Raw genomic sequence first — 26,513 nt, forward strand, 5'->3', positions numbered from 1 at the left:
AAATGGACCTAGACAAGCCGATTTTCTCAAGCAGGACAGGCACTTCCGTGCATTACACGCCCGTCATCAACCGATCATCACGAAAGATCGAGGTTAGATGATGCCCGTGTCGACGCCGCTGAAATTCGTCGCCGTCCGCCAGGACGACCCCCTGGTGGAGCCGCTGCTGGCCGAGTTGACGGTCGAGTATTCGCAGCGCTACGGCCCGCCCCAGGACACCGTGAGCAGGTGGCTGCGCGGGCATCCGGCCGACGCGTTCGCCCCGCCGCACGGCGACCTGGTCGTCGGCCTGCTCGGCGACCGGCCGGTGACGGGCGGGGCGTTCTGCCGGTTCGACGACACCACCGCCGAGCTGAAGCGGATCTGGACCGACAGCCGGCACCGTCAACAAGGGCTGGCCAAGGCGCTGCTCGTCGAACTCGAGGCCCGCATACTCGCCCGCGGGTATCGACGGGTCTACCTGACCACCGGTGACCGCCAACCCGAAGCGGAGGCGCTGTACGAGTCGGCGGGCTATGAGCGGCTGGCCGATCCGCTGCCCGCCGAGGGCGACGTCTTCCCGGTCGCGTTCGTGAAGGTGCTGGGATGAGCTTCGTCGAGCGCTGAGGGTCGTGACCGGCCTATAGGCTGGGCTGCGGTGTCGCGCGAAGCACGATGAGCCGCGCGGCACCGGGGGTGAACGTGGCGTTATCGCAGACGATGGTCGGCTGGTTGCTGGTTGCGGCCGGTCTGCTGACGTTCTTGTTCGGGGTGGCCTCGCGAGTGGTCATCGGACGGCAGCGCGAGACGAAGGCCGTGCGGATCATGGTGCACACCTTCCGCCGCACGGGGGTGGCGCGCGTGCTGTTCGGCCGCTTCGAGAGCGACGTGCTCGACGACGACGAGCTCGACGCCATGATCCTGATGCCGACCATCGTGATCGCGTCCGGGCTGTGCCTGACCGCGGTCTTTCTGCTCGGCTATCAAAGTCTGGTGTGAACAGAGGCGGACGCTTCGCGTCGTAGCGAGATACGATATGTTGCATGCCGGTCCCCGCCGAAAGCGGAAAGCACAAACGCGGCTATTTCCTCGACGGCATCGTCGCGGCACTGGCGGAGGCCGTCCGGGAGTAAGGGTGCACCTCGATCACCTGCTCACAACGTCGCCGCGTTGGCCGGCCGGTGCACCAGGATACGACCGGTCGACTCGAAGGACGTATCACTGACCTGGAAATGCGCCGAGGCGGTGAACGCATCACGCAGGTGCCGTTGCAGCGGAGCGTCGTCGTAGATCGCGCTGGCGCCCGCGAGGTCGTATACGGTGCGTACGACGTCGGTGGCTGTCCGGACGCTGTGGGTGGCCGCAAGCCGCAGCTGAACCCGATCATCGGCCGTGAGCGCATCGGCTTGGCTTGCCGCCCAAGCGTTCTCGATCGCCTGATAGAACAGTGCGCGGGCCGACCGCAAGGCCGCCTCCGCGGCGGCGACCGCACCCTGTACGGTCTGGCGCTCGGCGAGTGTGCGTGACGAACCACCGGCCTTCTTCGTAGCCGCCAAACCGATGAAGCCGTCGATCGCTGCGCGCGCGTTGCCCAGCGCCGCCGCGGCGATGCTGCACGCGAAGTACCCGAAGATCGGGAAGCGGTACAGCGCACGGTTGATCACCGGCCCTTCGGTCAGGGAAAGCACCCGGTCGGCGGGCACGAACACATCGGCCGCAACGGCGTCGTCGCTGCCGGTTCCGCGCAAGCCCAGAGTGTGCCAGGTATCGATGATCTCGAGATCCGCGACGGGGATGGCCACCACCGAGTGCTCGGGACCCTCATCGACGATGCATCCACCGAAGAACATGCCGGAGTGGTTGACTCCGCTGCAGAACTGCCACCGGCCGGTTACTTTGACCCCTCCGGGCACGCGTTGTGCCCTGCCTCGCGGTGCCCAGACGCCGGCGGCGACGCCGATTCCGTTGCCGAAGAACGTGGTTCGGCTGCTCTCGGGCATATACGCCTGCAGGAGGCTGCTTGCGGTCGCGATCGACACGCACCATCCGACCGACGCATTGCCGCGAGCGATCGTTTCCGCGCACCGCAGCGACGTGCCGGGGTCGAGTTCGAGCCCGTCGGTCTCGATCGGTGCGCCCGCGCGCAGCAATCCGGACACGGCGAGTTCGGTGAGCACCTGGTTGGGTAGTCGCCGGTGGCAGTCGATGACGGCGGCCATGCTCGCGGCCGTGTCGGCGATGCGTGTCGCGGTTGCTTGCAGGTGCTCCGTTCCGTTGGTGGGCAGCATTGCGGCATGGGGGTAGGTCATCAGGGCCTCGCTGATCAGAAATATCGAGAACCACCGGGGGGCGGTTCATTCGCCGAGTTGGTCAGTTGGTGAACCACGAGACCGCGGTTCTCATGACTGGGCGGTCGGGTGGCTCTGAGGACAACGACGACTGCGGACGCCGAATGGTTCGACCGAGCTGTTCAGCTTTTTGCGGCGGCTCGTTCGGCCGCGTCGCGAATCGACCCGCGCCATACCGGTCCGTGCCCGGGCAGCAGCACCTCGGCATCCAGTAGGCCGAGCGCGGACAGGCTGCGCACGCAGCCGTCCTGGTCGTGGTTGAAGAGCCCGGGCAGAAGCTGCGGCCCTCCGCGTGTCGACAGCGGGTGCCCGGTGACCAGCGCATCGCCGCTCACCAGCAGGCCGTCGACCAGAAACGAACAATGTCCGCCGGTGTGACCCGGCGTCGGGATGGCCATCGGCTTGCCGGGCAGAGTTGCCGCCACCTGCTCGGTCAGGGCCTGCGCGGTGGGTATGCCGTCGCGCACCATGCCGCCCTTGCGGGTGATCGCCACCGACCACGTGAGATAACGCGGCCGCCAGATGTGCTTGGCGATGTCGGCCGGAGAGGCTTGTTCGAGGTACTCCCGCTTGGCGTGGCCCACTTCGGCGGCGTGGCAGTAGACCGGGATGCCGTAGGTCTCGGCGAACCAGATAGCCGAGCCGAAGTGGTCGATGTGGGCGTGGGTCAACAGGATTGCGCGCAGATCGTTGACCCCGAAGCCGAGCTCGCGCAGCGATGCGAGCACGTCGTCGCGGCTGCCGGGAAACCCCGCGTCGATCAACATGACGCCCGTGCCGTCGGTCACGAGCGTCCAGTTGACGAGCTCGGTGAACCCGAAATGGACGGTGTCGGAGATGGCGCTCAAGCGTGCTGCCATGTCGTGAGTCTAGGCAAGGGAGTAGAAACGAGTCGTGGCTGAACTCAAACTCGGATACAAGGCGTCGGCGGAGCAGTTCGCGCCGCGGGAACTGGTCGAGCTGGCTGTGGCGGCAGAAGAGCACGGCATGGACAGCGCGACCGTCAGCGATCACTTCCAGCCGTGGCGTCATGAGGGTGGCCACGCGCCGTTCTCGCTGGCGTGGATCACCGCGGTCGGCGAGCGCACCAAGAACCTCGTCCTCGGGACGTCGGTGCTGACCCCGACGTTCCGGTACAACCCGGCGGTCATCGCACAAGCGTTCGCGACCATGAGCTGCCTGTATCCGAACCGGATCTTCCTCGGCGTGGGCACCGGGGAGGCGCTCAACGAGATCGCCACCGGGTACGAGGGCGACTGGCCCGAGTTCAAGGAGCGCTTCGCTCGGTTGCGGGAGTCGGTCAAGCTGATGCGCGAGTTGTGGCTGGGCGACCGGGTCGACTTCGAGGGCGAGTACTACCGCACGAAGGGTGCCTCGATCTACGACGTGCCCGAGGACGGTGTGCCGGTGTACATCGCCGCGGGCGGGCCGGTGGTGGCCAAGTACGCCGGCCGCGCGGGTGACGGCTTCATCTGCACCAGCGGCAAGGGCGAGGAGCTCTACAAGGACAAGCTGATCCCCGCGGTGCGCGAGGGCGCGGAGGCCGCCGGACGCGACCCCGACAGCATCGACCGGATGATCGAGATCAAGATCTCCTACGACACCGATCCCGAGTTGGCGTTGGAGAACACCCGGTTCTGGGCGCCGTTGTCGCTGACCGCCGAACAGAAGCACTCCATCGACGATCCGATCGAGATGGAGAAGGCCGCCGACGAGCTGCCCATCGAGCAGGTCGCCAAGCGCTGGATCGTGGCGTCGGATCCCGATGAAGCCGTCGAGAAGGTGAAGGACTACGTCGACTGGGGGCTCAACCACCTGGTGTTCCACGCCCCGGGTCACGATCAGCGCCGGTTCCTCGAACTGTTCCAGCGCGACCTCGAGCCGCGTCTGCGTCGTCTGGGCTAGATCGCACGAGAACCGTAAGCACACAACATGATTCGAGTGCCGGCGACGGTTCTCGGCGTGCTTGCATTCGCGTTGGCGTTCGCCGGGCTGGTGTCGCGCTACCTGCCGGTCGACAGCGAAGTCGTGCTGGTGCTGGCCGCGGCGTCGCCCTACCTGAGCGCAGCGGGGATCGCGTCGATGGTGCTGTTCGCGGTGGCGCGGCGGTGGGCGGCGACGATCGTGGCCGCGGGTCTGTGTGTGGTGATGATCGCGGTGCTGGCACCGCGTTATCTCGGGCCCGAGGAGACCGGTGTTCCGACGGTCGCGCTGCGGGTGCTCACCGCCAATCTCGGAATGGGAGGCGCCGACGCGGGGGCGGTGGTGGAGTTGGCGTCATCGGCGGCCGATGTCCTGGTGGTACAGGAGATGACCCCGCAAGTGGCCGAAGCCATGTCGGGTGCCGGACTCGACACGATCTTCGGCCACCGGGTGATCGAGCCGCGCCCGTCGGCCGATGGGATCGGGGTGTGGAGTCGAAATCCGATCGTGGCCTCCGGCACCGTCGACGGCTACCAGATGCCGATGCTGAGCACTCGGATCCGGGTTCCCGGGGTGAGATTCGACGTCACCGTGCTCGCGGTTCATCTGGCCGCTCCGTGGGTGCAGCCGCTGCGCTGGTTTCAGAACGACATCGCGCGGTTGCCCGAGACGCTGCGGAAGTTGGCGGACAGCGCTGGCTCCGGTGCGGTCATCGTGGCGGGCGACCTCAACGCGACCTACGACATGCGTCCGTTCCGGCTCTTGCTGGACGAGGGCTACCGCGACGCCGCCGAACAGGCCGGCGCGGGCCTGACCCGCAGCTACCCGAGCAGGCCGTGGCTGCCGTCGGTGGTCGGGATCGACCATGTCCTGCTGCGCAATTGCGCAGCCTCGTCGGCGTACACCGTGGAGGTGCCCGGATCCGATCACCGTGGGCTCGCAGCCGTCGTCGACATTCCCGCGGACCCGACCGCCAGCTGAACGTCGCGTCTCACGGATTAAGGCGCCGCCGGAGTGCCAGCCATCCGGCGGCGATGGCCAGCGCAACCAGAACGGCCACACCCGCGGCGATCCATCCCCAGTGGCGGTTTGAGCTGTCGTCTGCGGCGACGGCGTTCTGCGCCACCACGTCGCTGCGGATCGCCACGTCGGTGGGTGTGCCCTGCGCCCCTGCCGCCAGCACATCTCCGGTCAGACCAGACCAGCCACCGGGCAAGCCCTCGATGTAGCCGATCAGCGGATCGACCAGCGGCCAGGCGGCGGTGGTGGTGACGAGCACGACCGGCCGGTCGCGCGGTGTGTCGGCGAACGCCTGGACCGAGCCCACTCCACGTTCGACATCGACACGCAGATTGTCGCCGTCCACCCTGATCGCCGAGCCTTCACCGCTGACCGGAGGATTCAGATCCGTCTGTTTGAGCCCTGCCGAACTCGCCACGATCAACGCAGGTTGGTCCGACGCCGCGGCCGACTTCAGTTCGACGACACGGGGGATGAGCTCGACGCTGGACACGCGGGCCATCGCCACGAGAACCCTGGCGGCATAGTCGAGTTGGTTGGGGGAGCTGCCGTCGAGCGCGACGAGGAACGCGGGCATCAATCCCGACGGGAGAGCGGCGAACCCGCCGCGGGCTGCGCCGCCACGAGTAACGGTCAGCGTCGACTCTTCATCGATCTGGAACGTCAACGGCGCGATCATCGAGGAACACAGAAAGCGCGGCGTGTACGTCACGGTGAGAGTCAACGTCAGACGTTCGCCGAACTGGTCGCTCGGTACGTCGAAGGCGGTGTCGACGCGGCCGCTGGTGTCGAGTTCGGCGCTGTGCACCACGTCGTCGTTGGCTCGAACGACCAGCGTCGCCACGTCGTCACCGTCGACCGGGGTGTAATCGGCAAGCAGGTGCACCCTGACTTTTTCCAGACGGCCGCCGCCCAAGGCCGCCCGGTCCACGCCGACGGTCAGGTCCGAGGTACGCAGTACCTCGTCTTTTCCCTCCATGCTCAACTCGCCGAACGTCACGGTGTCCCCCGAGCGGTCGGTGGGCGACACCGCCTGGTCTACCCGCGCAGCGGTGGTCTGCGCCATCGACTGGAGATCGTCACGTAGCAGTGCGACTTGCGCGGTGAGTTGGTCGCCGCGCCCGGAGAGCCGCAGGTACGTCTCGGTCGTGCCGGGATTGGTCAGGGTCAGCCCCGCCGTTCCGCGTTCGACGGCGATCGCGCGCGTCAGTTGCCCCGCAGCCGGCGGCGGGGTGTCGCGCGGCTTGTTGGCGACAGTGATCGATACGGGCTGCGGTTGGTAGGCCCGTTCGACGGCGGACGCGAGCGCCAGTACGGCCTCCTGTTCGGATCGGTCGGCGTCACCGGGCGCGTATATCGTGAGCCGCTGCAGCACCGGCGCGAAGAAGGTGTCGACGGTGGTCGGTGGCGGTTCTGCACCGGCGTAGATGGTGGTCAATTGGCTGATGTGAAGCTCCTGGCCCGGACCGCAGATCTGTCCCTCGCCGGTGTTCTGCCGGACGGTGAACGACAGCGTCAGCGGTGAACTCGTCGACGGAGCCTGCGAGAGATCGACATCGAAGGGGACGACGGCTTGGTCAGGGGATACCGTGGGTAGGTTTACCGCGCCCAGGAAGGTGCCTCGGGCGTCTTCGATCTCGACAAAGCCTGGCCCGAAGTTCACCGGGGCATGGATCTGTCCCTGGAGTCGGCGCGGCGTGAAGCCAGCCGGTAGGGGCATTCGGAAGTCTTGGTTGGTGTTGGCGCTGACGAATCTGACGTCGCTGGGCAGGCCGAGCGACGACCACGACAGCCGGAGATCTTCGGCGCCAGGTGCCGGGGGCGGATCGGGTTGCGCTGACGCGGCGGGGGCGACGAGGGCAGCAGCGGCCGCTACCGGAATCGTCAGCAGCAAAACCGCGGACACCGCGGCGAGAAGGGAACCGCGTTTCACGAGTTCGCCTCGGCAGGCGAACCGACCGATAGCGCTTGCGCATACGCGGTGGGCCGGACACCCGGCGCTGGTGGTGACGGACGCGGGGTAACCAGGTACACGGAATCTCACTTTCGAGTCGTCCGCGGTTCGCTCGGTCGGATGCTACCCGGGGAAGCGGCGCGGTGATCGGCATCCGAGATCAGAAGGTGACCTTCGCTCGATATGTCCGTCAATCGACCCCAGGTTTCGTTGCGTTATTCTCGGCGAAGTGGAGCCTTGGGGGGCGCGCCGGCGTCCCCGGATCGCTCTGCGGCGCGGAGCGTGCCGTTTACGATCGGAGCGCATTGATGGTGGCGGGTGACTCGATCGCATCGTCGGGCGCAACGGTGGCGCGGGCGCGTCGCGAATGGCTCGCGAAACTTCTGATCGGTGCCGTCATCGGAGCTCTCATCGGCGCAATCGCCGGATGGCTCGTATTTCGCACTGCGGCAACGGAATCAACGGCGACCGCATATGTTCGGTTGCTGCAACCCGTCGATCTGACGGCGGTGGCGGCGAGCGCATCGCAGACCACCCCGGACACCATGGACAACGTTCGCAGGTACGTGACAGGCGAGGTCGCGTTCCTGTCGGGCAACGGATTTGCCCAGGTGGTAGCGCGCAAGGTAGGGCAGTCCGAACCGGTCGAGCTCGAGATCGAGCACGATGACGATTCCGCGGTCGTCGGTATCTCGAGCAGTTCCGACGACGGGGACGCCGCACGCCGAATCGTGCAGGCCGCTGTCGACGTCTATGCAGAGAACCTCGAGCAGCGGGTCGACGGGGAATTGCGCACGATCATCCCAGCCTTCAGTGAATGGGAGCGGGCAGCACGTGAATCCGGCAATGTCGGTCGCGCACAGGAAATCCAGCGGCTACGAGAAAACGTTTTGTTGCAAGCCGACTCGAGTTCGATGGTGATCCTGCAGACCCCGACCGTGAACTCGGCGAGCGGCAGTGACTGGTTGATGGGGGCGCTACTCGGCGCCGTCGTGGGTGGTGCCGTAGTGCCGCTGGCAATGAATTCCCGCCGACGTCGGGCCGGCCGGGTGACGACCTTCGATGACCTAGCCGATTTCGTGGACGGGACTTTCTACCCGGCGGTGGAGGTAGGGCAAAGTCGAGATCCGTTCCGGGACAGAGCGGGGGCAACGCTGGCAAGGACGCTCTACGCGCAGTGTCCCTCTCATGGACAGAGCCGGGTCGTTGTGCTGATCGGCGCATCGGCGACGTCACCTACGCCGGTCGTGTTGACTTTGTTCGAATTTGCCGCCGGGGAACGGGGACCGACGAGAACCATCACGCTGGCGCGAGACGATAGCGCGGCGCTTGCACCCGCCGGGGAGGCCGCCACCGTACTCATCGACGCCGGCACGATCGGTACCTCCCGGCGGATACCAGAGGCAATCGCGCTGGCGACAGTGGTGGTCGTTGTGGCCGAGATCGGTGTCGACACCGTGACTCAGGTTCTCACTGTGCGCGCTTCGGTGCCGGCGCAGACGCCCGTCTGGTCCGTGCTCACCTACCGGCCCCGGGGACGACCCGGCAGTACCGGTCGTCACGAATCGCGGACAGTCCGCACCGACAATGGGGACACGGACGGCCGGCCATGAGGGCTGCGATCGTCCACGAAAGGCTGACCGAGGTCGCCGGTTCCGAACACGTCGTCACTCAGCTCTCCGCACAGTGGCCCGATGCGCCGATTCACATCCCGATCGTGGACAGGCGCATAGAGTGCGACTTCTCGGATCGAGTCCAGACGGGCGCGCTCTCGCAGGCATACCGGATGATGCGGTACCGCACGTATGCGCCGTTGCTGCCTTTGGCGCCAGTCTTCTTCAGCCGGTGTGACTTCGGGTCCGCCGAACTCGTGTTCATCAGCCACCACGCATTCGGGGTAGCGGCCGCGTACGCCGCGGGGTCGCGTCCGACGATCGCCTACGTCCATTCCCCGGCGCGGTGGGCCTGGGACGAGGATATGCGCGAAGGCGAGGCATCCTCGCTTCCCGGCCGTGCCGCCCTGTCCGTCCTCGCCCGGTTGGCGATGACGACCGAAGTTCGCGCCTCACAACGCTTGACCACCGTGGTGGCGAACAGCACCGCAGTCGCCGAGCGCATCCGTCTGCGCTGGAACAGGGAGTGCACCGTCGTCCACCCGCCGGTAGACACCGAGTACTTCACACCCGACCCGGATCAACGAGCCGGTGACTACTACCTGGTCGCCGGTCGCCTGGTGCCCTACAAACGGCCGGACATCGCGATCAAAGCCGCGATCAAGGCGCGAGTTCCCTTGGTGGTGGCCGGGGTTGGCCGAGGGGCCGAATCGAGCAGGAAGCTGGCCGAAGGTCATCCGGTGAGCTTCACGGGCCGGGTGTCCAACGAAGAACTGCGACGGCTGATGCGCGGAGCCAAGGCGCTGATCATGCCGGGTGAAGAGGATTTCGGAATCGTTCCGGTGGAGGCGATGGCGTGCGGCACGCCCGTTATCGCGCTGGGTATCGGAGGGGCGCGCGATAGCATCGTCGACGGGGTCACGGGTCGTCTCATTCCTTTCGGCGACGACGAGGCGATCATCGACACCTTGGCGGACGAACTGGCCCGCTTCGACCGGGAGCAGTTCAACCTGCTCGAGATCCGAAGCCAAGCCGAGCGGTTCTCCCGGTCGGCGTTCAGGCGCGGGATGGCCGACGTCGCAGCACGCACCATGGCAGAACACAGTGGTCGCTGATTCCTCGCCGTTGAAGGCTGGTGCGCCCCTTGGTTAGCCGTTCGCGGCTGCAGGCGCTGGTGCAGGTCGTTGCCGGCCTGGCCTTGAACGCCTTCCCGGCGATGTTCATCGCGGTGTACGCGCGAATCGCTCCGATCGAGGCTCAGGGTTTTCTGGCGGTATCGCTGACCGTCGGCGTCTACGTCGCACAGCTGTTCAACGCGTTCGTCGTGGAGGGCCGGCTGGCCACTCCGGGAGCCGACCAGAACCTGTCGCTGCCGAGATGGGTTGGCGTCCTGGTGGTGGCGGCCGGAGCGCTGCTGTCTCTCGGGCCGCTCGTCGCTCCGCCGTGGATTCTGATCGCGGGCTCCGTTGGCATCATGACCGGACTGCTGATGGCGCGCTCTATCGGTGTGGTTTGTGGCCGCTGGAAGTCGGAAGCGGTGGGTGCCGTTCTGCTGTTGGCAACCAGCTTGGTCGCCCTCGTTCTTGCCGCACGTCAGAACCCGCACTGCGTCCAGGTTCTCGCTTTGGGTGGTGTGGCCGCGATCCTGGTCCGGTGGTGGCCACGTACCGCGATCGGTGTATCCGGAATGCCGCCCGATGTGCGCCGGGCGTCGTGGGTGACGGCGGAGACAGCCGTCCTCGGCGTCGTTCAGCCGACGCTGACCTATCTGGTGCTGATGATCCTCGGGCCCGCCGCATCCGTCACATTCCGGGTGATCTCCACGGTGTCCGGTGCCTTGGAGCCGATCCTGGCCTACGGCCGGTACCGGCTGCTCGCCCATGGCCACAAAGGGGAACTGGCCACGTTCGTCCTCATCTTCTCGGCTGGATTGATTGCCGTACTCGTAGCGGCCCTAGGCGGCTTGGGTGAACTGATCTTCGGTTCGGCATGGAGCGGTGTCGGAGCTGTGGTCCTCGTCATCGCCTGCATGTGGAAGCTCGTCATGCTCATCTCGACCGTTCCCTTCGCAGCGCTGCGGAAGGCGGGAGCCACGAAGCTCGTCTTCTGGATCCGCGGTTTCACGACCGTGGCCTACCTGGCGTTCGGAATCGGCTTCCTCCTGCTCTGGGATACCGTCATGGCGCTGTTCATTGGATTCGTCGTGGCAGAACTCGTCACGGCGGTCGTCTACCACTTCGTCGCCAAGAAACGAGTCGACGAGTACGACCTGACCCTCAGGAGCGCAGCACTCGTCCCAGGCGCGGTGTTGGCGCGGCGATGGAAAAGATCTGCGAAATGACGTCACCATGACGAGTGCGCATGCAGGGATGCCCACGACAGGCGAGGTGGGCCGGAGGTGGTGGTTCAGCCCGCCCTTTCTGATCCTGCTGCCGGTGGTCATGTCGTTCGCCGCCTGGTTGGCACTCAACTACCAACGTGCGGCGAAGCACACGCCTGCTGCCTCGTGGGAGAAGCTGGCGGGGTTCGATCATCCAGAACCTGCCGGGCCGCACAATGTGGCCTTGCTCGTGTTGTGGTACGGCGCAATCACTTCGGCGGCACTGATCGGCTGGAAGTTGGCCTCGCGGCAAGGGGTGTCACAGCGCCTGAACGCGCACACCAGTACGAAGCCATTCGAACGTGCCTACTTCTTCGTGATCCTGGCTATGGCCGTTGTCGGGGTCGCGTACGCGTATTACAAGATCGGCAGCACCTACTCGATCGTCGCATCGCTCGCCAACCAGACTGCCAACGATTTCAGCAACGCACTTCCCGGCTTCGCCGGTCCTCAGACCCTGCGGTATGCCACCATTCTCGCCGCTCCCATCGCTTTCCACCTTTTTCGCCAAAAGTTGCTCGGTTGGCCGTACGTCGTCATCACCGGACTTCTGCTGTTCCTCAACGCCATGATCACATCGCGGCTGGGTCTCATGATGGCGGTCTTCGTCTACATTGCCCTTTGGCTCAGGGCGGGCAACGCCTCCGCTGGCCGTGACAAGCGCCGAGCACGCAGGCCGCTCGTCGTCGCCGCGATCGTCGTGGTGCTCTTCGGTCTTCTCACCGTCTTGAACTATTCGCGAAACGCCAACTACTACCGGGATTTGGGCGTCGACCACCCCATAGCGATGAACCTGTACCAGATGGGCGCCTATCTCGCCGTACCCGCGCAGGTGTCGCTCGGCGTCTCCGATGCTCTCACCAGAGGGGTCTGGAACAACGAGGTCGATCCCGTCGAGGCGATCGACGCGGTGCGTCCGACGTTTCTCCAATTCGACAAGACGAGCAAAGACGAAGGCCGCGGCGAGGTCTTCTACGAGCACAATGCGTCGTTCTCGGAGAGTTTCATCACGAACTCCGTCTTCGCGGACACCTATGCAAGCCACGGCGTTTGGGGGATTTTCTACACGTTGGGTCTCTACGGTTTGGCCGGATACCTGTTCGGCTGGCTGATGCGGTTCAGCGGCGTCATCGCCGGGTCGGCGGGTGTGATGGCGTACTCGTTCGCCGAGGTATGGCGCACACAGATGCTCAACAACGGGATCGTCATCTTCCTCATGCTGTTGACGGCCGGTTCGGCGATCCTGGCGCTCGAATTCGCCAGACGACGGTCCCGCCCGCTCGGACGCGTGTGTCAGCAGGTGGTGACGCGGCGGGTGATCGACGCCGTTTGAAGCTCGAGGTTGCCCACTGTGATGCCACCGACGGCCGAGGCGGCAGCACACTCACCGCTCCGGCCGGTGACGCGGATGGGAATCCAGGAGTCCGGCGAGTGCTGCCATCGGATCACAAGCTCGTCTATCTGGCCATCGCTGCCGATCAGACCGACGCACGGCGACGAACCGGCGCCACCGGTACTCGTGATGGTCAATCGCGCCTGTCGGATCTTCACTTGCTGTGTGTCGGCGATCGCCAACATCGGGACGGCATTCCGGTGGTCGATGACGACCTCGCCCAGTTGGACACCGCTCGTGTTGGCGAGTCCCACACCGCCGTTACCGCCCGCAGTCGATCGTGCTTCGACCAGACACCTGCTGACCGACACACCGGTCATCGGCGTTCGTGCGTCGGACTCCACCCGAAGCGACCAGTTCGAACAGTTTCGGAAGGCGGCAGTGCGCAGGCTGACGTCGAAGTCCGTGAACCGGGCGTCCGGTACGAGTGGGGGCCGTGCAAGCACGTGCACACCGAATTCACATCCGTCGACGTCGATCCGATCGAGCCGCACGTTGCGCGAGGCGACGTAGTGCCAGTCCACGTCATCGCCGGCGGCGGCAGAGTCCACCATCACCCCTGCGCCAGAACGTAATCCGCGCGCATCGAGCTCTGTCATGGTGACACCGTTTGCCCCCGCGAGCCGGACCCCATTGGCCTTGCCGCCCTCAACAGTGATCTTGGAGATCCAGAAATCGGCGTTCGACCAGTCGGTCAGCTCGGGGAAGGCGAAAGTCTCGGCCCCCACGTCGTATGCGGCGGCGGCGGACTGGTACGTCACGAGTGCCAACCCGTCATCGCCGGTGTTGACGGCCGTGTAGTCGGCGATCGTGGCTCGTCGACAGGCATTGAAGTGCAGCCCGTCGGCGCGGGTATCCGACGATTGCAGCCCCGCGATGCGAATGTCGGAGACACCGATCATGATCACGCCGGTTTGTGGGCTCGCCCGGACCGCGCAGTCGGTGAGGGTGATGTCGTGAACAGGACGCTGCGGGCCTTCCCAGCCCGCGATCGGGCCGCCGGAGGTCTGCGGAGACCCGATCACCCGGATTCCGTCGCCCATGGACCGCAGGGACGCGGCGGCCCACCGGATCCGCACACCCCGAAGAGTTATGCGTGATGCCGGACCGCGGATCAGAATGCAGTGGCTGGTTCCCGTGCGGGCGGCAGGATCGACGTTGTCCATCATCAACTCGGCGCCGTGCTCGAAATCGATGGTGAGATCGGACTTCTCGGAGAGGTAGATCGCCGCACCGCCGTCCGGGTCGCGCTTGGCGAATCGATAGCTGCCGCGCGGGAAGAACAGAGTGTTGCCCGACTCGAGGGCGTCGACGGCCGACCGGATCGCGGCCGAGTCGTCGCTGACGCCGTCACCCTTGGCCCCGTGGTCACGGACGTTCACGATGCCGCCCGAGGTGGCGCCGTGACAGCCGGCGAGCAGCGCCGCCGCGAACACTCCGAGGCAGAATTCTCGGCGGGTGTGGCTCACCGCCGCTCAACCAGGTACGCGCCGATCGCCTCTACAGCGACTGTGAACGAGAGGCGCGATTGCCGGTCGGTCACATGTCGCCACCCCCGTTGCGCCAACCCGGATCTCGCAAGTTCGTCGAGCGCGTAGTGGCGAATGAGCCGCGCCAATCCCGCCGCATCATGGGGATCGAAGAACTCGGCGCCCGAACCACAGGTCTCCCGCAGCGCCGGAATGTCGGACGCCAGGACCGCGGTCTGTGACGCCATCGCTTCCAGCGGCGGCAGCCCCGCACCTTCCATAAGCGAAGGCATCACCAGCAGGTCGGCGCGCGCTACCAAGGCGCGGAGGGTCTCGAAGCTGACCCGTCCGACCATGTCGACACGGTCACCGAGATCGTCGACCAGGGGACGAATTCGGTCGTCCGATGACCGGACCAACGCGCCGCCGCCCGCGATCACCAAGCGCTGGGGAATGTCTCGGGCGACCTGTCGGTACGCCTTCAGCAGTAGAGGAAGATTCTTGTGTCGCTGCGTATTTCCCACATACGCGAGGTAGGGAGCGGCCACGGGCGAGAGCGCCGTGTCGACATCGGCCAACCAACGTGGATCGATCGGCTGCGGCGCCACCGTCAGCGGTGCTCCGGCAAACAGCTCACGCAGCGTGCCGGCAGTTGCTTCGGACACCGCGAAGATCTGGGCGCACCGACGAACATCGATACCCAGCATCGTTCGCGCGTAGGACCGGCGGACCCAGTTCTGTCCGCTGACGGCGGCGGGAACGACATGAATGGCGTCGTGCACGGTCATGAACAACGCGATGCCTCTGTTCCTCGGACGCAGCAGGCTGAGGGGGAACGGGTAGTGCGGAACCCAGACCGCTCGCGGGCGTACCCGAGCGAGGGCGTCGTCCCACGCCCTCTGCTCCTGCACCGAGTACATCGGCGCATCGCCTGGTTGCGACCTGACGAGCGTGGTGGTCGGCGCCAGGTCGGCGAAGTCGTCCGAGTTGCCCAGGATGGCCAACGACAGGCCCCTGGTCGCGAAGTGTTCCTGCAGCATCGGTATCTGCTTGCTGATATAGGTTCCGATACCGCTCTGCTCGATGTGTCGCGCGTCGAACAGCAGGTCGACACCGCCGCCGCCATTCACCGGCATTGCACCCTCGCTCGAGCCGGACGTCGACGGGATACGTCGTACATCGGCACCTCTTCGCCCGGAAGCGATCGCTGCGCAACGACTCGACAGCGTGTACATGCCGACACAGGGCGATGATAGGTGCCCTCGCTCGGCAGGCGCGCTGAGGTGCGTCGCGGTCTCTCCGTTTGCGGTGGGGGTAACCGACTGCGATAGTTCTGCTGTGGCAAATTTCCGGTGTAACAAACAGACCACCGGCTAGCTGGCGACTTTCCGCTATTGTGCGGAGAGTTGTGGGTTTGGCAAAGCCACGAGCCTCATCGGGAACTATCGAGAGCATCGGAGTAGAGGGTGCCGAAGTCGGTCGCACTGATCAGCGCGGTGGATCCATACCCCACCGATGCGGGCAAGAAGGTCGTTCTTGCCGGATTCGTTGACTACCTGTCCGAACGGATCGGCGCACACCAGATGTACTACGTAATGGTGGGTGGCGGCGAATGCGGCCGTTTCCCGGTGACACTTCGGGGCGTGGAAAAACCGCGCGGCCGCGAGGCGATGGTCAGCCTGTTCACCCGGACACTGACCGGGCGGTGCAGTATGCAGGAAGCACTCCTGAACACCCCCGACCTGCGCGCCGCCATCCACCGCACTCTGCAGGACATCAAACCGGACCTCGAAATCTACGACACAGTCCGCATGGCGCAACACGCCCCCGACACGAACCGCCGTGCGGTCTGCTATCTCGATGACCTGTTCTCAGAGCGGTACCGCAGGATGCTCGATGCGGCCCAGCGGTATCAGGATGTCGACCTTCACGCCATCGGCAACTTCGCCGTTCACGTCCCCAAAGCTCTGCGCCCGAGCGCTTCGTGGCAACCCAGCCAGCGAGCGCTGCTTCGCCTGGAACAGCGACTCGTGCGACGAAGCGAGGACCGGGTCGCGCACCGCTTCGACACCACGCTGTTGATCAACGAGCAGGAGGCGGCGCTGCTCCGCACCCGCGCGGGCGTCGACGGCGCCCGCATCCATGGGATACCACCGCTGCTGAGTGACCGGCCGGCGCCGGTGCGGAACTACCGGGGCGCCCCGGAATTCGTATTCCTGGGCCAACTCTCACTGACGCACAACGACGACGGCCTCAGACACTTCCTCACCGCGATATGGCCGCTGGTGCTAGAACAGCGGCCCGATGCCAGGTTGACCGTTATCGGCCGCGACCCTCTCCCGAATCTGATTGAGGTGGCGGCACAGTATCCGCACAGCGTGACCCTGGAAGGCTATGTGCCGGAGTTGGCGAGCATACTTTCGCGAAGCGCTGCGCTGGTGAATCCACTTCGATTCGGTTCGGGCGTCAAGCTGAAGATCATCGAGGCGCTCGGCGCAGCGATACCCGTGATCTCGACGTCAATCGGCGCCGAGGGTGTGGCGGTTGGAGCCGATCATGGTGTTCTGGTGGCGGATTCGGCTCCCGATTTTGCGCAACTCATGCTCGAGGCAACAGATACTCGCGACAACGCCGATCTGTCCGCTGCGGCACGACAGCACTTCGACAGCACATACTCCCGCCGGGCGGTCTTCGCTCGATACGACACGGTGTTCGGTCTGGGGTGACGTCGACGTAGCGTCACCGTCGTCGATCAGGCAGCGCGTCCAGGAAACGGGCGGCGACTTCATCCCAGGACGCTCGTGCCGAAAGCGCCTCCGCCCCCGTATCTCCCATTCGTCGCGCCTCCACGGCATCGGAGAGCAGGCGGATCAGGGCGTCTGCCAGCGCCTCAGGATCCTCCGGGGTCACCAGTAATCCGGAGGCGCCGTCGTCGACCGCGGACGGGATGTCGCCGACGCGCGAAGCCACCACCGGCCGAGCGAAGGTGTGTGCCAGATGTGCGACACCGGACTGACTGCTGCGCTTGTAGGGCAGCACGACACAGCGGGCCGCTGCGAAGTAGGACGCCACCTCGGGGGTGGGGACGTAGCCGAGGTCCAGCCGGACCCGCTCTAGGCGTGCAACTTTGGCCCGCAGCTCGTCTTTATCGATGTCGGTGTCGGCGGCGCCGGCGATGACAAGCTCGGCGTCGGGCAGGGCTTTCAACACTAAAGGCCAAGCGTCACAGAGTGTGTCGGTTCCCTTGTAACGCGTGATGATCCCGAACGCCAACGCCACCGGCTTCGTGGTGTCGGCCGGAGGGATCGAAGCGGCGAGCAACCCTTCGTCACCGTGCGGGATGATGTGCACAGGGGCGCTGACCGGCCACGTCTGAAGCAGTGCCCGGCGAGCGGTCTCGCCCAGAACGAAGGCCACGTCCAAGTCGGCGTAGGCGCGGGCGAGTGCGCTTCGGGTCACCCCTGCGGTGTGATACATCCCCTCCAACTCCCGACGCCGCACCAACGGCCGTGGCTCGTGCGAGACAAGTGCCAGGACGGCTCGGGGCAGTACCCGCCGGATGATCTGCACGCCAAGTCCGTCGAGCGGGAATTGCCAGTACGACCACACGATCACATCGGGTCGCGTGGCAAGCAGATAACCGAATAGCACGACCCACGCCACCGTGTGCTGAACACCCCGCACCCCACGCCGAGCGCGGCGCCACCATTCTGGCGCGTTCTCACCGGCGTTCGGATGCCATGTGGGCAGAACACTGCGAACACGGCAGCCGGGCACCCGCGACGCGAATTCCGGTGTGGGCCCGGTGATGACATCGACTTTCTCGCCGGCCCGGGCCAGCCCCTCACCGAGCTGTAGCGCGAAGTGGAACAGTCCGCCGGAGGGCTGGAACTGCACCAGCGCGAGGCGCCGACGCTTCGCTGCGTCATCGCCCCGAACGATCTGGTGGTACAGGTTGTACAACTTGGCTGCCCATACCTGTGCGCTGAATTGGGTTCCGTACCGTTGCCGGGCTGCATCAGTGATGCGCTGCAGCCTGGGTCCGCCTTCTTCCACGATCTCCGCCATATCGGCGATCGCCGTGGCAAGGGCGGCCGGTGCGCCGGGTTCGACGAGCAACCCGCAATCGTCGGTGACGATGTCGGTGATTCCGCCTGCTGTGGTCGCAACGATCGGTCGCCCCGCAGCCAGCGCCGAAATGAGTGCGGTGGGCAAGGCGTCTTCCCGGGAGGGATGCACGACGAAGTCGCAGGCCGCAATCAAATCGTTCACATCAGATCGAAACCCGAGTACGCGGACCCGTTCACGCAGAGACGGTTCCGAGTCGACGGTCGCGGTGATCTGATCCAAGAGCGGGCCGTCACCCGCCAGCGCCAATGTCAGCGGCCGGTCGCCGGTTACCGCGCGCATGGCGGCGAGAAGATCGGGGTGGCCCTTCTCCGGGCGTAAGAGGCTAACGCACAGCACCAGCAAGCCGTCGGGCCCAACACCCAGCTCTTCTCGAACGGCCGCCCGGTCCCGCGTCGTCTCGGGTTCGTTCACGCCGTTGGGTAACACGGTGATCGGTATGTCCTCGCCGGCGATCTCGGTGTACCAGCGACGTTGGGCTTGCGAAAGCGCGATCACGGTCCGCGCCAACCGCCGGCGGGCGCTCAGTGCCGCACGGACCCGCAGCCGGTGTCGGCGTGAGGCGGCTTTGTCGATGACGTGCAGGGTGGAGACCGCGGGCACACCGGCCAGCCGCGCCGCAAGCCCGCCCACCACGTCGGCGTGTTTGAGATGGGTATGCACGACGTCGACCCGCTCAGCACGCAGGATCCGTGCCACGCGAAGCGCTGCCAATGCGTCATATCGCGGTGAGTGCAGTTCGAAGACGGCCACCCCCTGAGCCCGCAACAGGGGCACCATCCGGTTGTCGACACCCTCGGATGTGTGGACGTCCGACAGTCCGATCACGACCATCCGCAGCCCGGCAGCCGGCGCGACCCGCGCGAGTTCGACGAGGACGGCTTCCGCCCCGCCGGCGCCAAGCGAGTGGATGACATGGGCGACAGTGAGCGTCGTGTCCGCGCGGTCAGGCCTCACCGATCACCTCTGCATACAGGCGGTTCAGGTTCTCTATCCAGCGGGCCAGTGAATACTTCTCATCGATCAGGGCCCTTCCGGCTCTTCCGTATTCAGCCGCGCGCACCGGGTCGTCGATGGTGCTCACCAACGCTTCGGCGAGCGCGCGGACATCGCGAACCGGAACGAGGCGGCCCGTGACGTCGTCGATGACGATCTCGCGGGTGCCCCCGGCGTCCGCGGCCACGATCGGCAGCCCGCAGGCCGCGGCCTCGAGTAGCGCGGTGGGCAGCGCTTCCTCGACCGACGCGGACACCACACCGTCGACCGTGGCGAGAACGGCGGCGACATCCTCACGGCGTCCCAGCAGAGTCACCGAATCCTGCAGGCCCAGTGTGGAAACCACGTGTTCGATGTCCGGGCGGGCGGGGCCGTCACCTACGATCAGTAGGTGCGCGCCGGGATGGGCGACCACCACGTCGCCCCATGCCCTCAGCAGATCGGCGTGGTTCTTGTCCGGGCGCAGCGCCGCCACGCATGCCCAAACGGGCGCATTAGTCTGGTCAGCGGAGCGCCCAGCGCTGAAGCGGTCGGTGTTCACACCGTTCGGGATCATCCGCCAAGTGTGCCGGGCAGGGCCGTGCAGCTCGGCGTACGCGTCGAATGCATGCTGCGACACAAAGATCAGCCGGCCCAGGCGGGCCGGGATCCGCACCGACAGCCGCTCCTTGAGCCATTCTCGTCGTTTGGTGTGCTTCTGCGGGATGAGGTGGAGGGTGGCGACGACGGGTTTGCGTGCCAGAAAGCCCGCAAGCGGCACGAGGATCGCCGAGTAGCCGAGGTGCGCATGCACGACGTCGGCCGGACTCCGCCGCAGGGTGCGCACCAGGTGGATGAAGCCCGCGATATCGGTCAACTTCTTCACACCGAGGTAGGTCGGCTCGAGCCCGGCCTCCGCGATGCGATCGAAGAGTGCGGTGCGGGTGCCGACGGGAGGAGCCAGGCTCGCGGCCGAGATCCTCATCGATGCGGGAGCGTGCGTCCCCAGTTCGGCGACGAGATTCTCCGCGCCCCCGAAGCTGAAGGAATCCAAGACCATCATCACTTGTACCGGACGTGTTGGGGTGCCGTCAGCGGGCATGGGTTTCGACATCCTCAACCTCCGGGGCTTGGTCGATGGGTGGACGAACGAGATGTCAGGCCAACACCTCCAGGTGCTCCCAGGGGACCTCGATCATGCTGTAATCCCACGGCATGCCGAGCTGCCCGTAGGTTTCACCCGGGTGGTGGTGTGCGGCCGCGGGGTCACGTTCGAACGAGACGCTCAGAGGCGCACCGCCGTAGTCGATGACGAAAGCGCCGTAGGTCTGCAGAGCCTGGGCGACCACACGCGCGGCGGGCGCGAGTCCGAGGGTGTCGATGTCGACGTCGGGATCGAGACGAAGGCGGGCGCCCTCGGGAATGCAGTCCGGCCCGTCGTAGGTGCCGTCCGTCTTCACTGCCGGTGCCCGGAAAATCTCGGCGCATACGCTGTCGCTCTGTAGTGCCAGCGCATGTGGGATGACTCCGCGGCGCATCTCGTCGACGCGGATCACACCCCCGAGTCGCGATGCGCCGGAAGCCGTGCTGAAGCCGTTCTCGTATGTGCCCCACCCGGAGCCGTCGAGGTCGTTGACCGCGCCGAAACTGGTTGTCCAGTGCTCGCGGTGACGTTGCGCCTGCCAGAACTCGAAGACAAGACGCCTGTCGTGGTCGATCACGACGATCGCCCCGTCGGACCCCGGTGAGGGAACCGCATTCTCGGGGATCGGCACGCGGTGACCGTCGAACGGGCATGGGCCCCAGTCTTTGATCCTGCATTTCACGTGTATGCGCGGCGTGTCGTCGCCGGCGGAGTAGATGGGTATCGCGAATTCGACGAGGTTGGCATACATCACGCCGTCTCTGGATATCCGCGCCACCATCGCCGCGCTGTTCGGGTCCACGGGCGCGTCGGACGCGACGGGTGTTCGAAACGGACTGTCATCGGCGAACGGCTCGCTCGGTGGTTTCGTGCGTGAGGCGTCGGTAACGATGCCCACTGCCAGGACAAGGACCAGACACACACCGACGATGATCGGCAGCGCAGATCTGGGCCGACCCGTGGCCTGCATTGGGGCACTCCCATCCGCACCGCTATTTCAGAGCCAGAATACGCAGGCTGCCGTGGTGCCATTCGGGTCAGCGAGTCGGCAGCAGAAGCGGCGGAGGCGCGACAGGGGCCGGACGGCGGGCCCGTGCCTGCAGACGGCGATACAGCAGCGCGAAAGCGCCGAACCCGACGATCGCACCCGCCCCCAGCGCCATTGCGCTCGCCAGGGGTGACTGCTCGTTCTTATCGCGTTGGACGATCGGTCCGACCGGTTGCACGACGTACAGCGAGTCAGCTCCGAACCTCTTGAGGTTGGCTTCGGCATCCATCAACGCGATTCGGAGAGATTCCACGGCGGCGTCGCGGCTGGAAGCGGTCACCCCAATCGTGATGATGCCGCGCACGGTGTCGGCCACAGCGGTGGTTTGCGGGCTGCCCGCCACCATCAGGGCGGCGTAGCTCGGTAGCACGACCTCGCGGCTGCGGACGTCGAGGACATAGGCCTTACCCCATTCGACATCGGGACCGGGCAGCAATGTGAGGCGCTGACTTGCGGTATGCGTGCGCGTGGCCGATGCCGTGAGGCATGTCGCGACGACCACCACGGCAAGCAGGACCGCGGCGGTGGCTGCGGTGATGAACCGCCCGCACTCGCGCAGCGGATCCCGCCATTGGTCTTTTGTTTGCGCCGCGATCGCCCCGGCGAGCGCCAGGAGGATGCCGAAGGTCCGCAGATACGTCAGGTGGATGAAGATGCTCGCGATCGACCAGGCGACAATGGCGGCCAACACGGCGGCCGCCAGCGAACGTTCGACGGTTTCGGACTGCATCGCGAGCCGGGACACCCGAATGGCAACAGACAGGACGACGCCGATGACCAGGACTGCCCACCCGAGTAGGCCGACAACGCCCGCCTCGCTGGCGATTTGGGCGTACAGGTCGTGCGCTGCGGCAGTCGGGGGGTTCGTCACGGCCGTCGGCACGAGGCCCGAATAGCGCTCCACCAGGAGCTGGAATCCGCCGGGCCCGAAGCCGAATACCGGGCGGTCGTCGAACATCGTCCAGGCAACCTCGCCGGCGGCCATGCGACTCGCGACCGACGGGTCGATGGAATAGCTCGGCTGCGACCCGTACACGTCGGCCATCAGAGCGATCAGTCGGTTGCCGACGCCGGGTATCAGCAGGAACAGCAGCGCGACAGGCAGCACCTTCACCGCTGCGCGTCGGGTGGTGGGACCGCTGAGAACGGTCCAGACGGCCAGCGCGACGAAAGTGGCGATGAAGGTTCCGCGGGATTGTGTGAGGTAGATCCCGGCCAGTAGAGCGAGCATCGCTGCGGCCCAACCGATCACCGCCCACCGCGGACCCGTACGTCGGGCACGCACAATGAGTGCGCCCGCAAGCGGCAGCCCCATGATCAGGTGACGACCCCAGAAGTTCGAGTCGGGAAGCGGACCTCCGTAGCGCAAGGTGGTCACCAGTTCGCCGCTTGCCTGTGTGACGGTTGCGAATCCGCCGAAGGACATGGTCCCGCTGAAGAGGACTTGGTTCACCAGGGTCAGCACGCTGAGCACGGCGAAGGAGAGCACCACCGCGGCGGCCACCGTCCAGTGCCGCTCGGTCATCTGCAACAACACCATGACGATGACGACGAACGCCAGATCGGCGACTTCGTTCTTCAGCAGGCCGAACGCGCCGCCGACGTCAGCAGCACCGATCGAGGCGAGGAAGCGGGTCGTCAAGAAGACGCCCACGAGGCCGATGAACACCAGTGTCCAGCGGTTCAGCCGGCCACGGGCGATGGGGTCGCGTAACGCCAAGCCGAGAGTGATGAGCCCGATGAGAAGTGAGATGCGGAAAAACGAGATCGGTCCCCACGGGCCGACCACGCCACTGATGTTGGCCACCTCGCACACGGCCATCGCCACCACGGCCCATTGCGGTCGCCGCACGAGGTAGATGGCCGCGGCCATCGCACAGGGCAGGCCGACGACGAGAATGACCGGAACGATCCCGACAACCCACGCGGCGGCTGCCAAGACGGTCACGCCCATGGCTGCGCCGACGAGGATCTCACTTCGCCCCGCCAACGCGGCGACGTTGTCGGGCACGGCCGGTCTCACCGCGAGGTTGGCTCGGGGGACATCGGCTCGGTGTGAAGGGTGGACTCTTCAGCGGTGTCGGCGTAGCGAGAGCCGGCGGCGTGACGGGCGTACTCCGAGGACTCAGGATTCCTGCTTCCTGCCCGTCGGCCGACAAGCAGTCCGACGCCCGCGCCCAATGCGAGTCCCGCGAGACCCGCAGCGCCATAGGCTTGTAGGCCGCCCGGCCCCAAGGCCTGGGCGCTGCCGGCGGGTGGTCTGACCACCTCGAGACGGAATGGACCGGCGACAGTGGTCGCGGGCCCGCTCGCGTCGCTGAGAACGGAACTGAGCGCCGCCTCGGCGGCCTCGGGGGAACCGGCCTCGACGCTCACTTCGATCAGGGTGGTGTCACGGACTGCGCCGGCGGACATGGTCAACTCTGAGGGGGGCACGTTGGCCGCGGCTGCCGCGGACTGCAGCCACGTGCTCTGACCGAACACGATCGCCGCGGACCGCGTCGCCTGCCCGTGATTGAGTACATCCCAGTACTGTGCGGCCTCGCTCGTGGGGATGTAGGAGGCCGGCAACATGGCAAGGGTGGCCTGTGCGGCGTATCTCTTCGAATGCCCGAGCAGCACATAGGCAATCAGAAGACCGGCGACCATCCCGATGACCGCGCACAACGCCGCGACCAACCACCGCCGCCCGGAAAGCGTCTTGACCACTTAGGTGTCCTTCCCCGACTCAGGTGTACCGATGGGAGCAGCCGACTGCGCCGATCGCCGCCGTGCCGAGCGAATGACCGTCAGTCCCTGGTCATAAAGCGCGCGTGCGGTCAGCCTCAGCATCAATACGTAGCAGATTAGCCCGACTGGCACCGCCAGACTCAGTTCAACGGGTGCGGGCCAATGATCGGTGACGGAGGTGATGCCCAACATCGCGAGCGCCATGACCGCCGCCGCGGGCATCGGACGCAGCGTCGCGGCGATCAGCGGTCTGAACCGCAGCCCAGTCACCACGCGCACCAGCACCATATTCGCCACCAGCGGAACCAGCTCGACCAGCAACAGAACTACTGCGACCATTACGATGCTGTGGCCGGCCGCCCACCAGATCGGCCAGATCAGCAGGGCGAGCTTCACGGCGCCGGTCGCCGTCAAGAGTCCGGGACGTCCGATCGCTTTGAACACGTCACCGGCGTGATAGGACGCCGAGTGGATGAGGCCGTACACCGCCAGGATCGACAACACCGGCGCCGCATCGGCGTAATCCGACCCGTACAGGGTGCCGATCACCGCTGGCGCGGCGGCGCCCAGGACGACACAGATCGGTGCGGTCAGCGGCACGACGATCGTCAGCACCTGGAGATAGTGCTCCCCGACACGGCGTCTGTCCTGCTGGAGCCGGGACAGCGAACTGAAAAGCACCTCGCTGATCACGATGCACAGGCTGAGGACGAGCAGGTCGGGGATGCGAAATGCCAAGGTGTAGAGCCCCAGCGCTGTGTCGCCGAGGCGGACGCCCACGACCGCGTAGTCGACGTTGGCGATCCCGAACGCCAGAAAGGTGACTCCTGTGACGGAGAGCCCGTAGAGCACCAGCTGGCGCGCTTCGTGGGCATCGAAACCGTACTCCAGGGGGGTGCGGGCCACCCACCAGTACAGGCATGTCAGCGCGATGGTTCCTACCAGCTGCCCGTAGACCAGGCTCCACACGCCGAAACCCGTGGTGGCGAGCGCAATCGTCAAACCGGCCTTGATGACGGCGGCGATGAATTCCGGCCAGAGCCTGCGCTTGAAATCGAGCCTTCTTCGTAAGAGAGCAGCCGGTAGCACACCGATGGCGGAGACGGTGACGGCAATGGCGAGAACACGCACCATATTCGTGAGTTCCGGCTGGTTGAGCATCGAGGCAGCCAGCGGCGCCGCCACGGCAACCGCCACACCAGCCAGCAGGCCGGTCGCGGTGACGAGTGTCAATGCTGTTGGCGCGAACCGCTTCCACGAGCCGGGGCTCTGAACCAGTGCCGCGCCGACGCCGAGGTCTTTGAGGTAGTCGAAGAAGTTGATGATGAGAAGGGCCAGTGCGAACAAACCGAAGTCGGCGGGGTCCAGTAGGCGGGCCACGATGACCGTCGTGATGAGCGCGGAACTCTTGCTCAGACCGAACACCAGATAGTTCCAGGCGGCTTGCCGTCCCGTAGGCGGCGTGGTCAGCGGCGCCGACTCGGTGCCACCGGCGGGAACAGCATCATCGCCGATGACGTGGGATGCGGCGCGCGTGGGCCGTGTCTTCCTGAACCTCATGGGACGCCGGCTACCACATCACCCGGGCCCGACCGCGAGCACCAAACCGCCTCGGCCAGTTGGCGATTCACCGGGAGGCAAACAGGTAATCCCTCGCCCAGGGGCGGGGATCGCCATCCCGCCGACGCACGGTGAATCCGGCATTCACCAACAACTCGTAGACGGCTTCCTTGGTTCGGTAGGAGTCGTCGCCGGTTTCGTCCGCCAGGAAGTCGTGGCATCCGATCGCCGCGTGTCGTACCAGAGACAGCATCTCCGCGCTACCCCGCAGCGCCGGGAGTTCCGCGCCCTCGATGTTCATCTTCAGGAAGTCGACGCGCTTCAGGTCGTACCTCTCGACCAAGTCCGCAAGCGTCATCGCGGCGACCTCGACACCCTCGGACCCGATCCTGTTCTCGTAGCTGACCTCTGTGGGGAGGTCGCTGATCATGACGGGCGCGCCCGAATCCATGATGGCCGCGTTCACCAAGTCGACATTGCGCACGCCGTTCAGTCGGACAGCGCGCTCCAAGGTCGCGAACGTAGCGGGATGAGCTTCGACCGCAATCACTTTGCCCGATGCTCCCACCCACCGGGAGAAAGGGAGTGACTCCGAACCGATGCCTGCGCCGATGTCGAGTACCACATCGCCGGGCTTCACCGTGTAATCGAACAGGAACACGTCCTTGGTGAAAGCTTCGCACTCCTCGATGCCCATTCCCTGCAACCGCTCCGGCAGTAGCATGACCCCGGCCGGCGTGCGCTTCGACCACAGCCCAGATGGACGGTCATAGGCGAATCGCGCGCGTTCCCCTGCGGCCCGCGCCCGTCGGTTGGCCCCCACACCTATCAGCAGCCGACCGGGCCCAT

The 26,513-nt window shown here is 66.0% G+C and carries 21 protein-coding genes; 9 read left to right on the forward strand and 12 right to left on the reverse strand.

The features are described from left to right. The first annotated feature begins 100 nt into the window (after window positions 1-100). Window positions 101-589: a GNAT family N-acetyltransferase gene (locus RMCN_RS21475; protein ID WP_067393625.1), complete on the forward strand. Its 489-nt coding sequence runs from the start codon at window positions 101-103 to the stop codon at window positions 587-589. Window positions 590-654: 65 nt separating this feature from the next. Then, window positions 655-978 (forward strand): hypothetical protein, encoded by a 324-nt coding sequence (locus RMCN_RS21480; RefSeq protein ID WP_067393484.1) that lies wholly within the window; start codon window positions 655-657, stop codon window positions 976-978. A 155-nt stretch (window positions 979-1,133) separates the two neighbouring features. Here the strand turns inward: RMCN_RS21480 and RMCN_RS21485 are convergent, their stop codons facing one another. Both RMCN_RS21485 and RMCN_RS21490 read right to left on the reverse strand, forming a co-directional pair. Next, window positions 1,134-2,288 carry an acyl-CoA dehydrogenase family protein gene (locus tag RMCN_RS21485; protein WP_067393487.1) on the reverse strand — a complete coding sequence of 385 codons (1,155 nt, stop codon included), beginning with the start codon at window positions 2,286-2,288 and terminating at the stop codon, window positions 1,134-1,136. 161 nt (window positions 2,289-2,449) lie between these two features. After that, complete coding sequence (locus RMCN_RS21490; RefSeq protein WP_067393489.1) at window positions 2,450-3,187, reverse strand: MBL fold metallo-hydrolase; 738 nt, start codon at window positions 3,185-3,187, stop codon at window positions 2,450-2,452. Between the two features lie 34 nt (window positions 3,188-3,221). Between RMCN_RS21490 and fgd the strand changes: the two genes are divergently transcribed. Together fgd and RMCN_RS21500 are read left to right on the forward strand one after the other, a co-directional pair. After that, window positions 3,222-4,232 (forward strand): glucose-6-phosphate dehydrogenase (coenzyme-F420), encoded by a 1,011-nt coding sequence (fgd, locus tag RMCN_RS21495; protein WP_067393491.1) that lies wholly within the window; start codon window positions 3,222-3,224, stop codon window positions 4,230-4,232. A gap of 27 nt (window positions 4,233-4,259) precedes the next feature. Continuing rightward, window positions 4,260-5,231, forward strand: coding sequence for an endonuclease/exonuclease/phosphatase family protein (locus RMCN_RS21500; RefSeq protein WP_067393494.1), 972 nt, complete (start codon window positions 4,260-4,262; stop codon window positions 5,229-5,231). Window positions 5,232-5,241: 10 nt separating this feature from the next. Here the strand turns inward: RMCN_RS21500 and RMCN_RS21505 are convergent, their stop codons facing one another. Next, a complete protein-coding gene (locus RMCN_RS21505) occupies window positions 5,242-7,203 on the reverse strand; it encodes a hypothetical protein (RefSeq protein ID WP_067393497.1) in 1,962 nt (653 codons plus the stop codon). A gap of 164 nt (window positions 7,204-7,367) precedes the next feature. Between RMCN_RS21505 and RMCN_RS21510 the strand changes: the two genes are divergently transcribed. Genes RMCN_RS21510 through RMCN_RS21525 form a run of 4 tightly spaced genes read left to right on the forward strand, consistent with a single transcriptional unit; the run spans window position 7,368 to window position 12,550 of the window. Further along, on the forward strand, window positions 7,368-8,837 hold the full coding sequence (locus RMCN_RS21510; protein ID WP_131808587.1) for a hypothetical protein: 1,470 nt from the start codon (window positions 7,368-7,370) through the stop codon (window positions 8,835-8,837). After that, window positions 8,834-9,952, forward strand: a complete 1,119-nt coding sequence (locus tag RMCN_RS21515; protein ID WP_067393503.1) for a glycosyltransferase — start codon at window positions 8,834-8,836, stop codon at window positions 9,950-9,952. Before RMCN_RS21510 ends, RMCN_RS21515 begins: the two co-directional genes overlap by 4 nt. Window positions 9,953-9,972: 20 nt before the next feature. Beyond that, window positions 9,973-11,178 (forward strand): hypothetical protein, encoded by a 1,206-nt coding sequence (locus RMCN_RS21520; protein ID WP_067393506.1) that lies wholly within the window; start codon window positions 9,973-9,975, stop codon window positions 11,176-11,178. Between the two features lie 7 nt (window positions 11,179-11,185). Further along, window positions 11,186-12,550: an O-antigen polysaccharide polymerase Wzy gene (locus RMCN_RS21525; RefSeq protein WP_201028902.1), complete on the forward strand. Its 1,365-nt coding sequence runs from the start codon at window positions 11,186-11,188 to the stop codon at window positions 12,548-12,550. Here RMCN_RS21525 and RMCN_RS21530 read toward each other — a convergent pair. Together RMCN_RS21530 and RMCN_RS21535 are read right to left on the reverse strand one after the other, a co-directional pair. Beyond that, window positions 12,511-14,079 carry a glycosyl hydrolase family 28-related protein gene (locus RMCN_RS21530; RefSeq protein ID WP_067393512.1) on the reverse strand — a complete coding sequence of 523 codons (1,569 nt, stop codon included), beginning with the start codon at window positions 14,077-14,079 and terminating at the stop codon, window positions 12,511-12,513. The genes RMCN_RS21525 and RMCN_RS21530 overlap by 40 nt on opposite strands. Continuing rightward, window positions 14,076-15,215, reverse strand: a complete 1,140-nt coding sequence (locus tag RMCN_RS21535) for a glycosyltransferase family 4 protein (protein ID WP_067393515.1) — start codon at window positions 15,213-15,215, stop codon at window positions 14,076-14,078. The genes RMCN_RS21530 and RMCN_RS21535 overlap by 4 nt, the downstream gene beginning before the upstream one ends. A gap of 330 nt (window positions 15,216-15,545) precedes the next feature. Between RMCN_RS21535 and RMCN_RS21540 the strand changes: the two genes are divergently transcribed. Further along, window positions 15,546-16,805 (forward strand): glycosyltransferase, encoded by a 1,260-nt coding sequence (locus RMCN_RS21540; RefSeq protein WP_067393518.1) that lies wholly within the window; start codon window positions 15,546-15,548, stop codon window positions 16,803-16,805. Window positions 16,806-16,818: 13 nt separating this feature from the next. Here RMCN_RS21540 and RMCN_RS21545 read toward each other — a convergent pair whose 3' ends face one another. The 7 genes from RMCN_RS21545 to RMCN_RS21575 form a co-directional block, all read right to left on the reverse strand. Then, a complete protein-coding gene (locus RMCN_RS21545) occupies window positions 16,819-19,164 on the reverse strand; it encodes a glycosyltransferase (protein WP_234787742.1) in 2,346 nt (781 codons plus the stop codon). Continuing rightward, the gene (locus RMCN_RS21550) at window positions 19,154-20,296 is read right to left on the reverse strand and encodes a glycosyltransferase (RefSeq protein WP_234787743.1); all 1,143 of its coding nucleotides are present in this window, start codon (window positions 20,294-20,296) and stop codon (window positions 19,154-19,156) included. The genes RMCN_RS21545 and RMCN_RS21550 overlap by 11 nt, the downstream gene beginning before the upstream one ends. A gap of 43 nt (window positions 20,297-20,339) precedes the next feature. After that, window positions 20,340-21,296 carry a hypothetical protein gene (locus RMCN_RS21555; protein WP_067393521.1) on the reverse strand — a complete coding sequence of 319 codons (957 nt, stop codon included), beginning with the start codon at window positions 21,294-21,296 and terminating at the stop codon, window positions 20,340-20,342. A gap of 67 nt (window positions 21,297-21,363) precedes the next feature. Beyond that, window positions 21,364-23,385: an O-antigen ligase family protein gene (locus RMCN_RS21560; RefSeq protein ID WP_131808589.1), complete on the reverse strand. Its 2,022-nt coding sequence runs from the start codon at window positions 23,383-23,385 to the stop codon at window positions 21,364-21,366. A gap of 8 nt (window positions 23,386-23,393) precedes the next feature. Next, a complete protein-coding gene (locus tag RMCN_RS21565; RefSeq protein ID WP_067393527.1) occupies window positions 23,394-24,083 on the reverse strand; it encodes a YveK family protein in 690 nt (229 codons plus the stop codon). Next, window positions 24,084-25,664 (reverse strand): lipopolysaccharide biosynthesis protein, encoded by a 1,581-nt coding sequence (locus RMCN_RS21570; RefSeq protein ID WP_084377642.1) that lies wholly within the window; start codon window positions 25,662-25,664, stop codon window positions 24,084-24,086. A gap of 67 nt (window positions 25,665-25,731) precedes the next feature. Continuing rightward, entirely contained in the window at window positions 25,732-26,361 is a 630-nt protein-coding gene (locus RMCN_RS21575; RefSeq protein ID WP_165604469.1) for an FkbM family methyltransferase, read from the reverse strand. Window positions 26,362-26,513: the final 152 nt, after the last annotated feature.

It is taken from the genome of Mycolicibacterium novocastrense (assembly GCF_001570485.1).
GTDB lineage: Bacteria > Actinomycetota > Actinomycetes > Mycobacteriales > Mycobacteriaceae > Mycobacterium > Mycobacterium novocastrense.

Coding starts and splice junctions, on each gene's coding strand:
- RMCN_RS21475 (WP_067393625.1), top strand. CDS start 101: ATGCCCGTGTCGACGCCGCTGAAATTCGTCGCCGTCCGCCAGGACGAC.
- RMCN_RS21480 (WP_067393484.1), top strand. CDS start 655: ATGAGCCGCGCGGCACCGGGGGTGAACGTGGCGTTATCGCAGACGATG.
- RMCN_RS21485 (WP_067393487.1), bottom strand. CDS start 2,288: ATGACCTACCCCCATGCCGCAATGCTGCCCACCAACGGAACGGAGCAC.
- RMCN_RS21490 (WP_067393489.1), bottom strand. CDS start 3,187: ATGGCAGCACGCTTGAGCGCCATCTCCGACACCGTCCATTTCGGGTTC.
- RMCN_RS21500 (WP_067393494.1), top strand. CDS start 4,260: ATGATTCGAGTGCCGGCGACGGTTCTCGGCGTGCTTGCATTCGCGTTG.
- RMCN_RS21515 (WP_067393503.1), top strand. CDS start 8,834: ATGAGGGCTGCGATCGTCCACGAAAGGCTGACCGAGGTCGCCGGTTCC.
- RMCN_RS21525 (WP_201028902.1), top strand. CDS start 11,186: ATGACGAGTGCGCATGCAGGGATGCCCACGACAGGCGAGGTGGGCCGG.
- RMCN_RS21535 (WP_067393515.1), bottom strand. CDS start 15,215: ATGCCGGTGAATGGCGGCGGCGGTGTCGACCTGCTGTTCGACGCGCGA.
- RMCN_RS21550 (WP_234787743.1), bottom strand. CDS start 20,296: ATGTCGAAACCCATGCCCGCTGACGGCACCCCAACACGTCCGGTACAA.
- RMCN_RS21555 (WP_067393521.1), bottom strand. CDS start 21,296: ATGCAGGCCACGGGTCGGCCCAGATCTGCGCTGCCGATCATCGTCGGT.
- RMCN_RS21570 (WP_084377642.1), bottom strand. CDS start 25,664: ATGAGGTTCAGGAAGACACGGCCCACGCGCGCCGCATCCCACGTCATC.
- RMCN_RS21575 (WP_165604469.1), bottom strand. CDS start 26,361: ATGGGCATCGAGGAGTGCGAAGCTTTCACCAAGGACGTGTTCCTGTTC.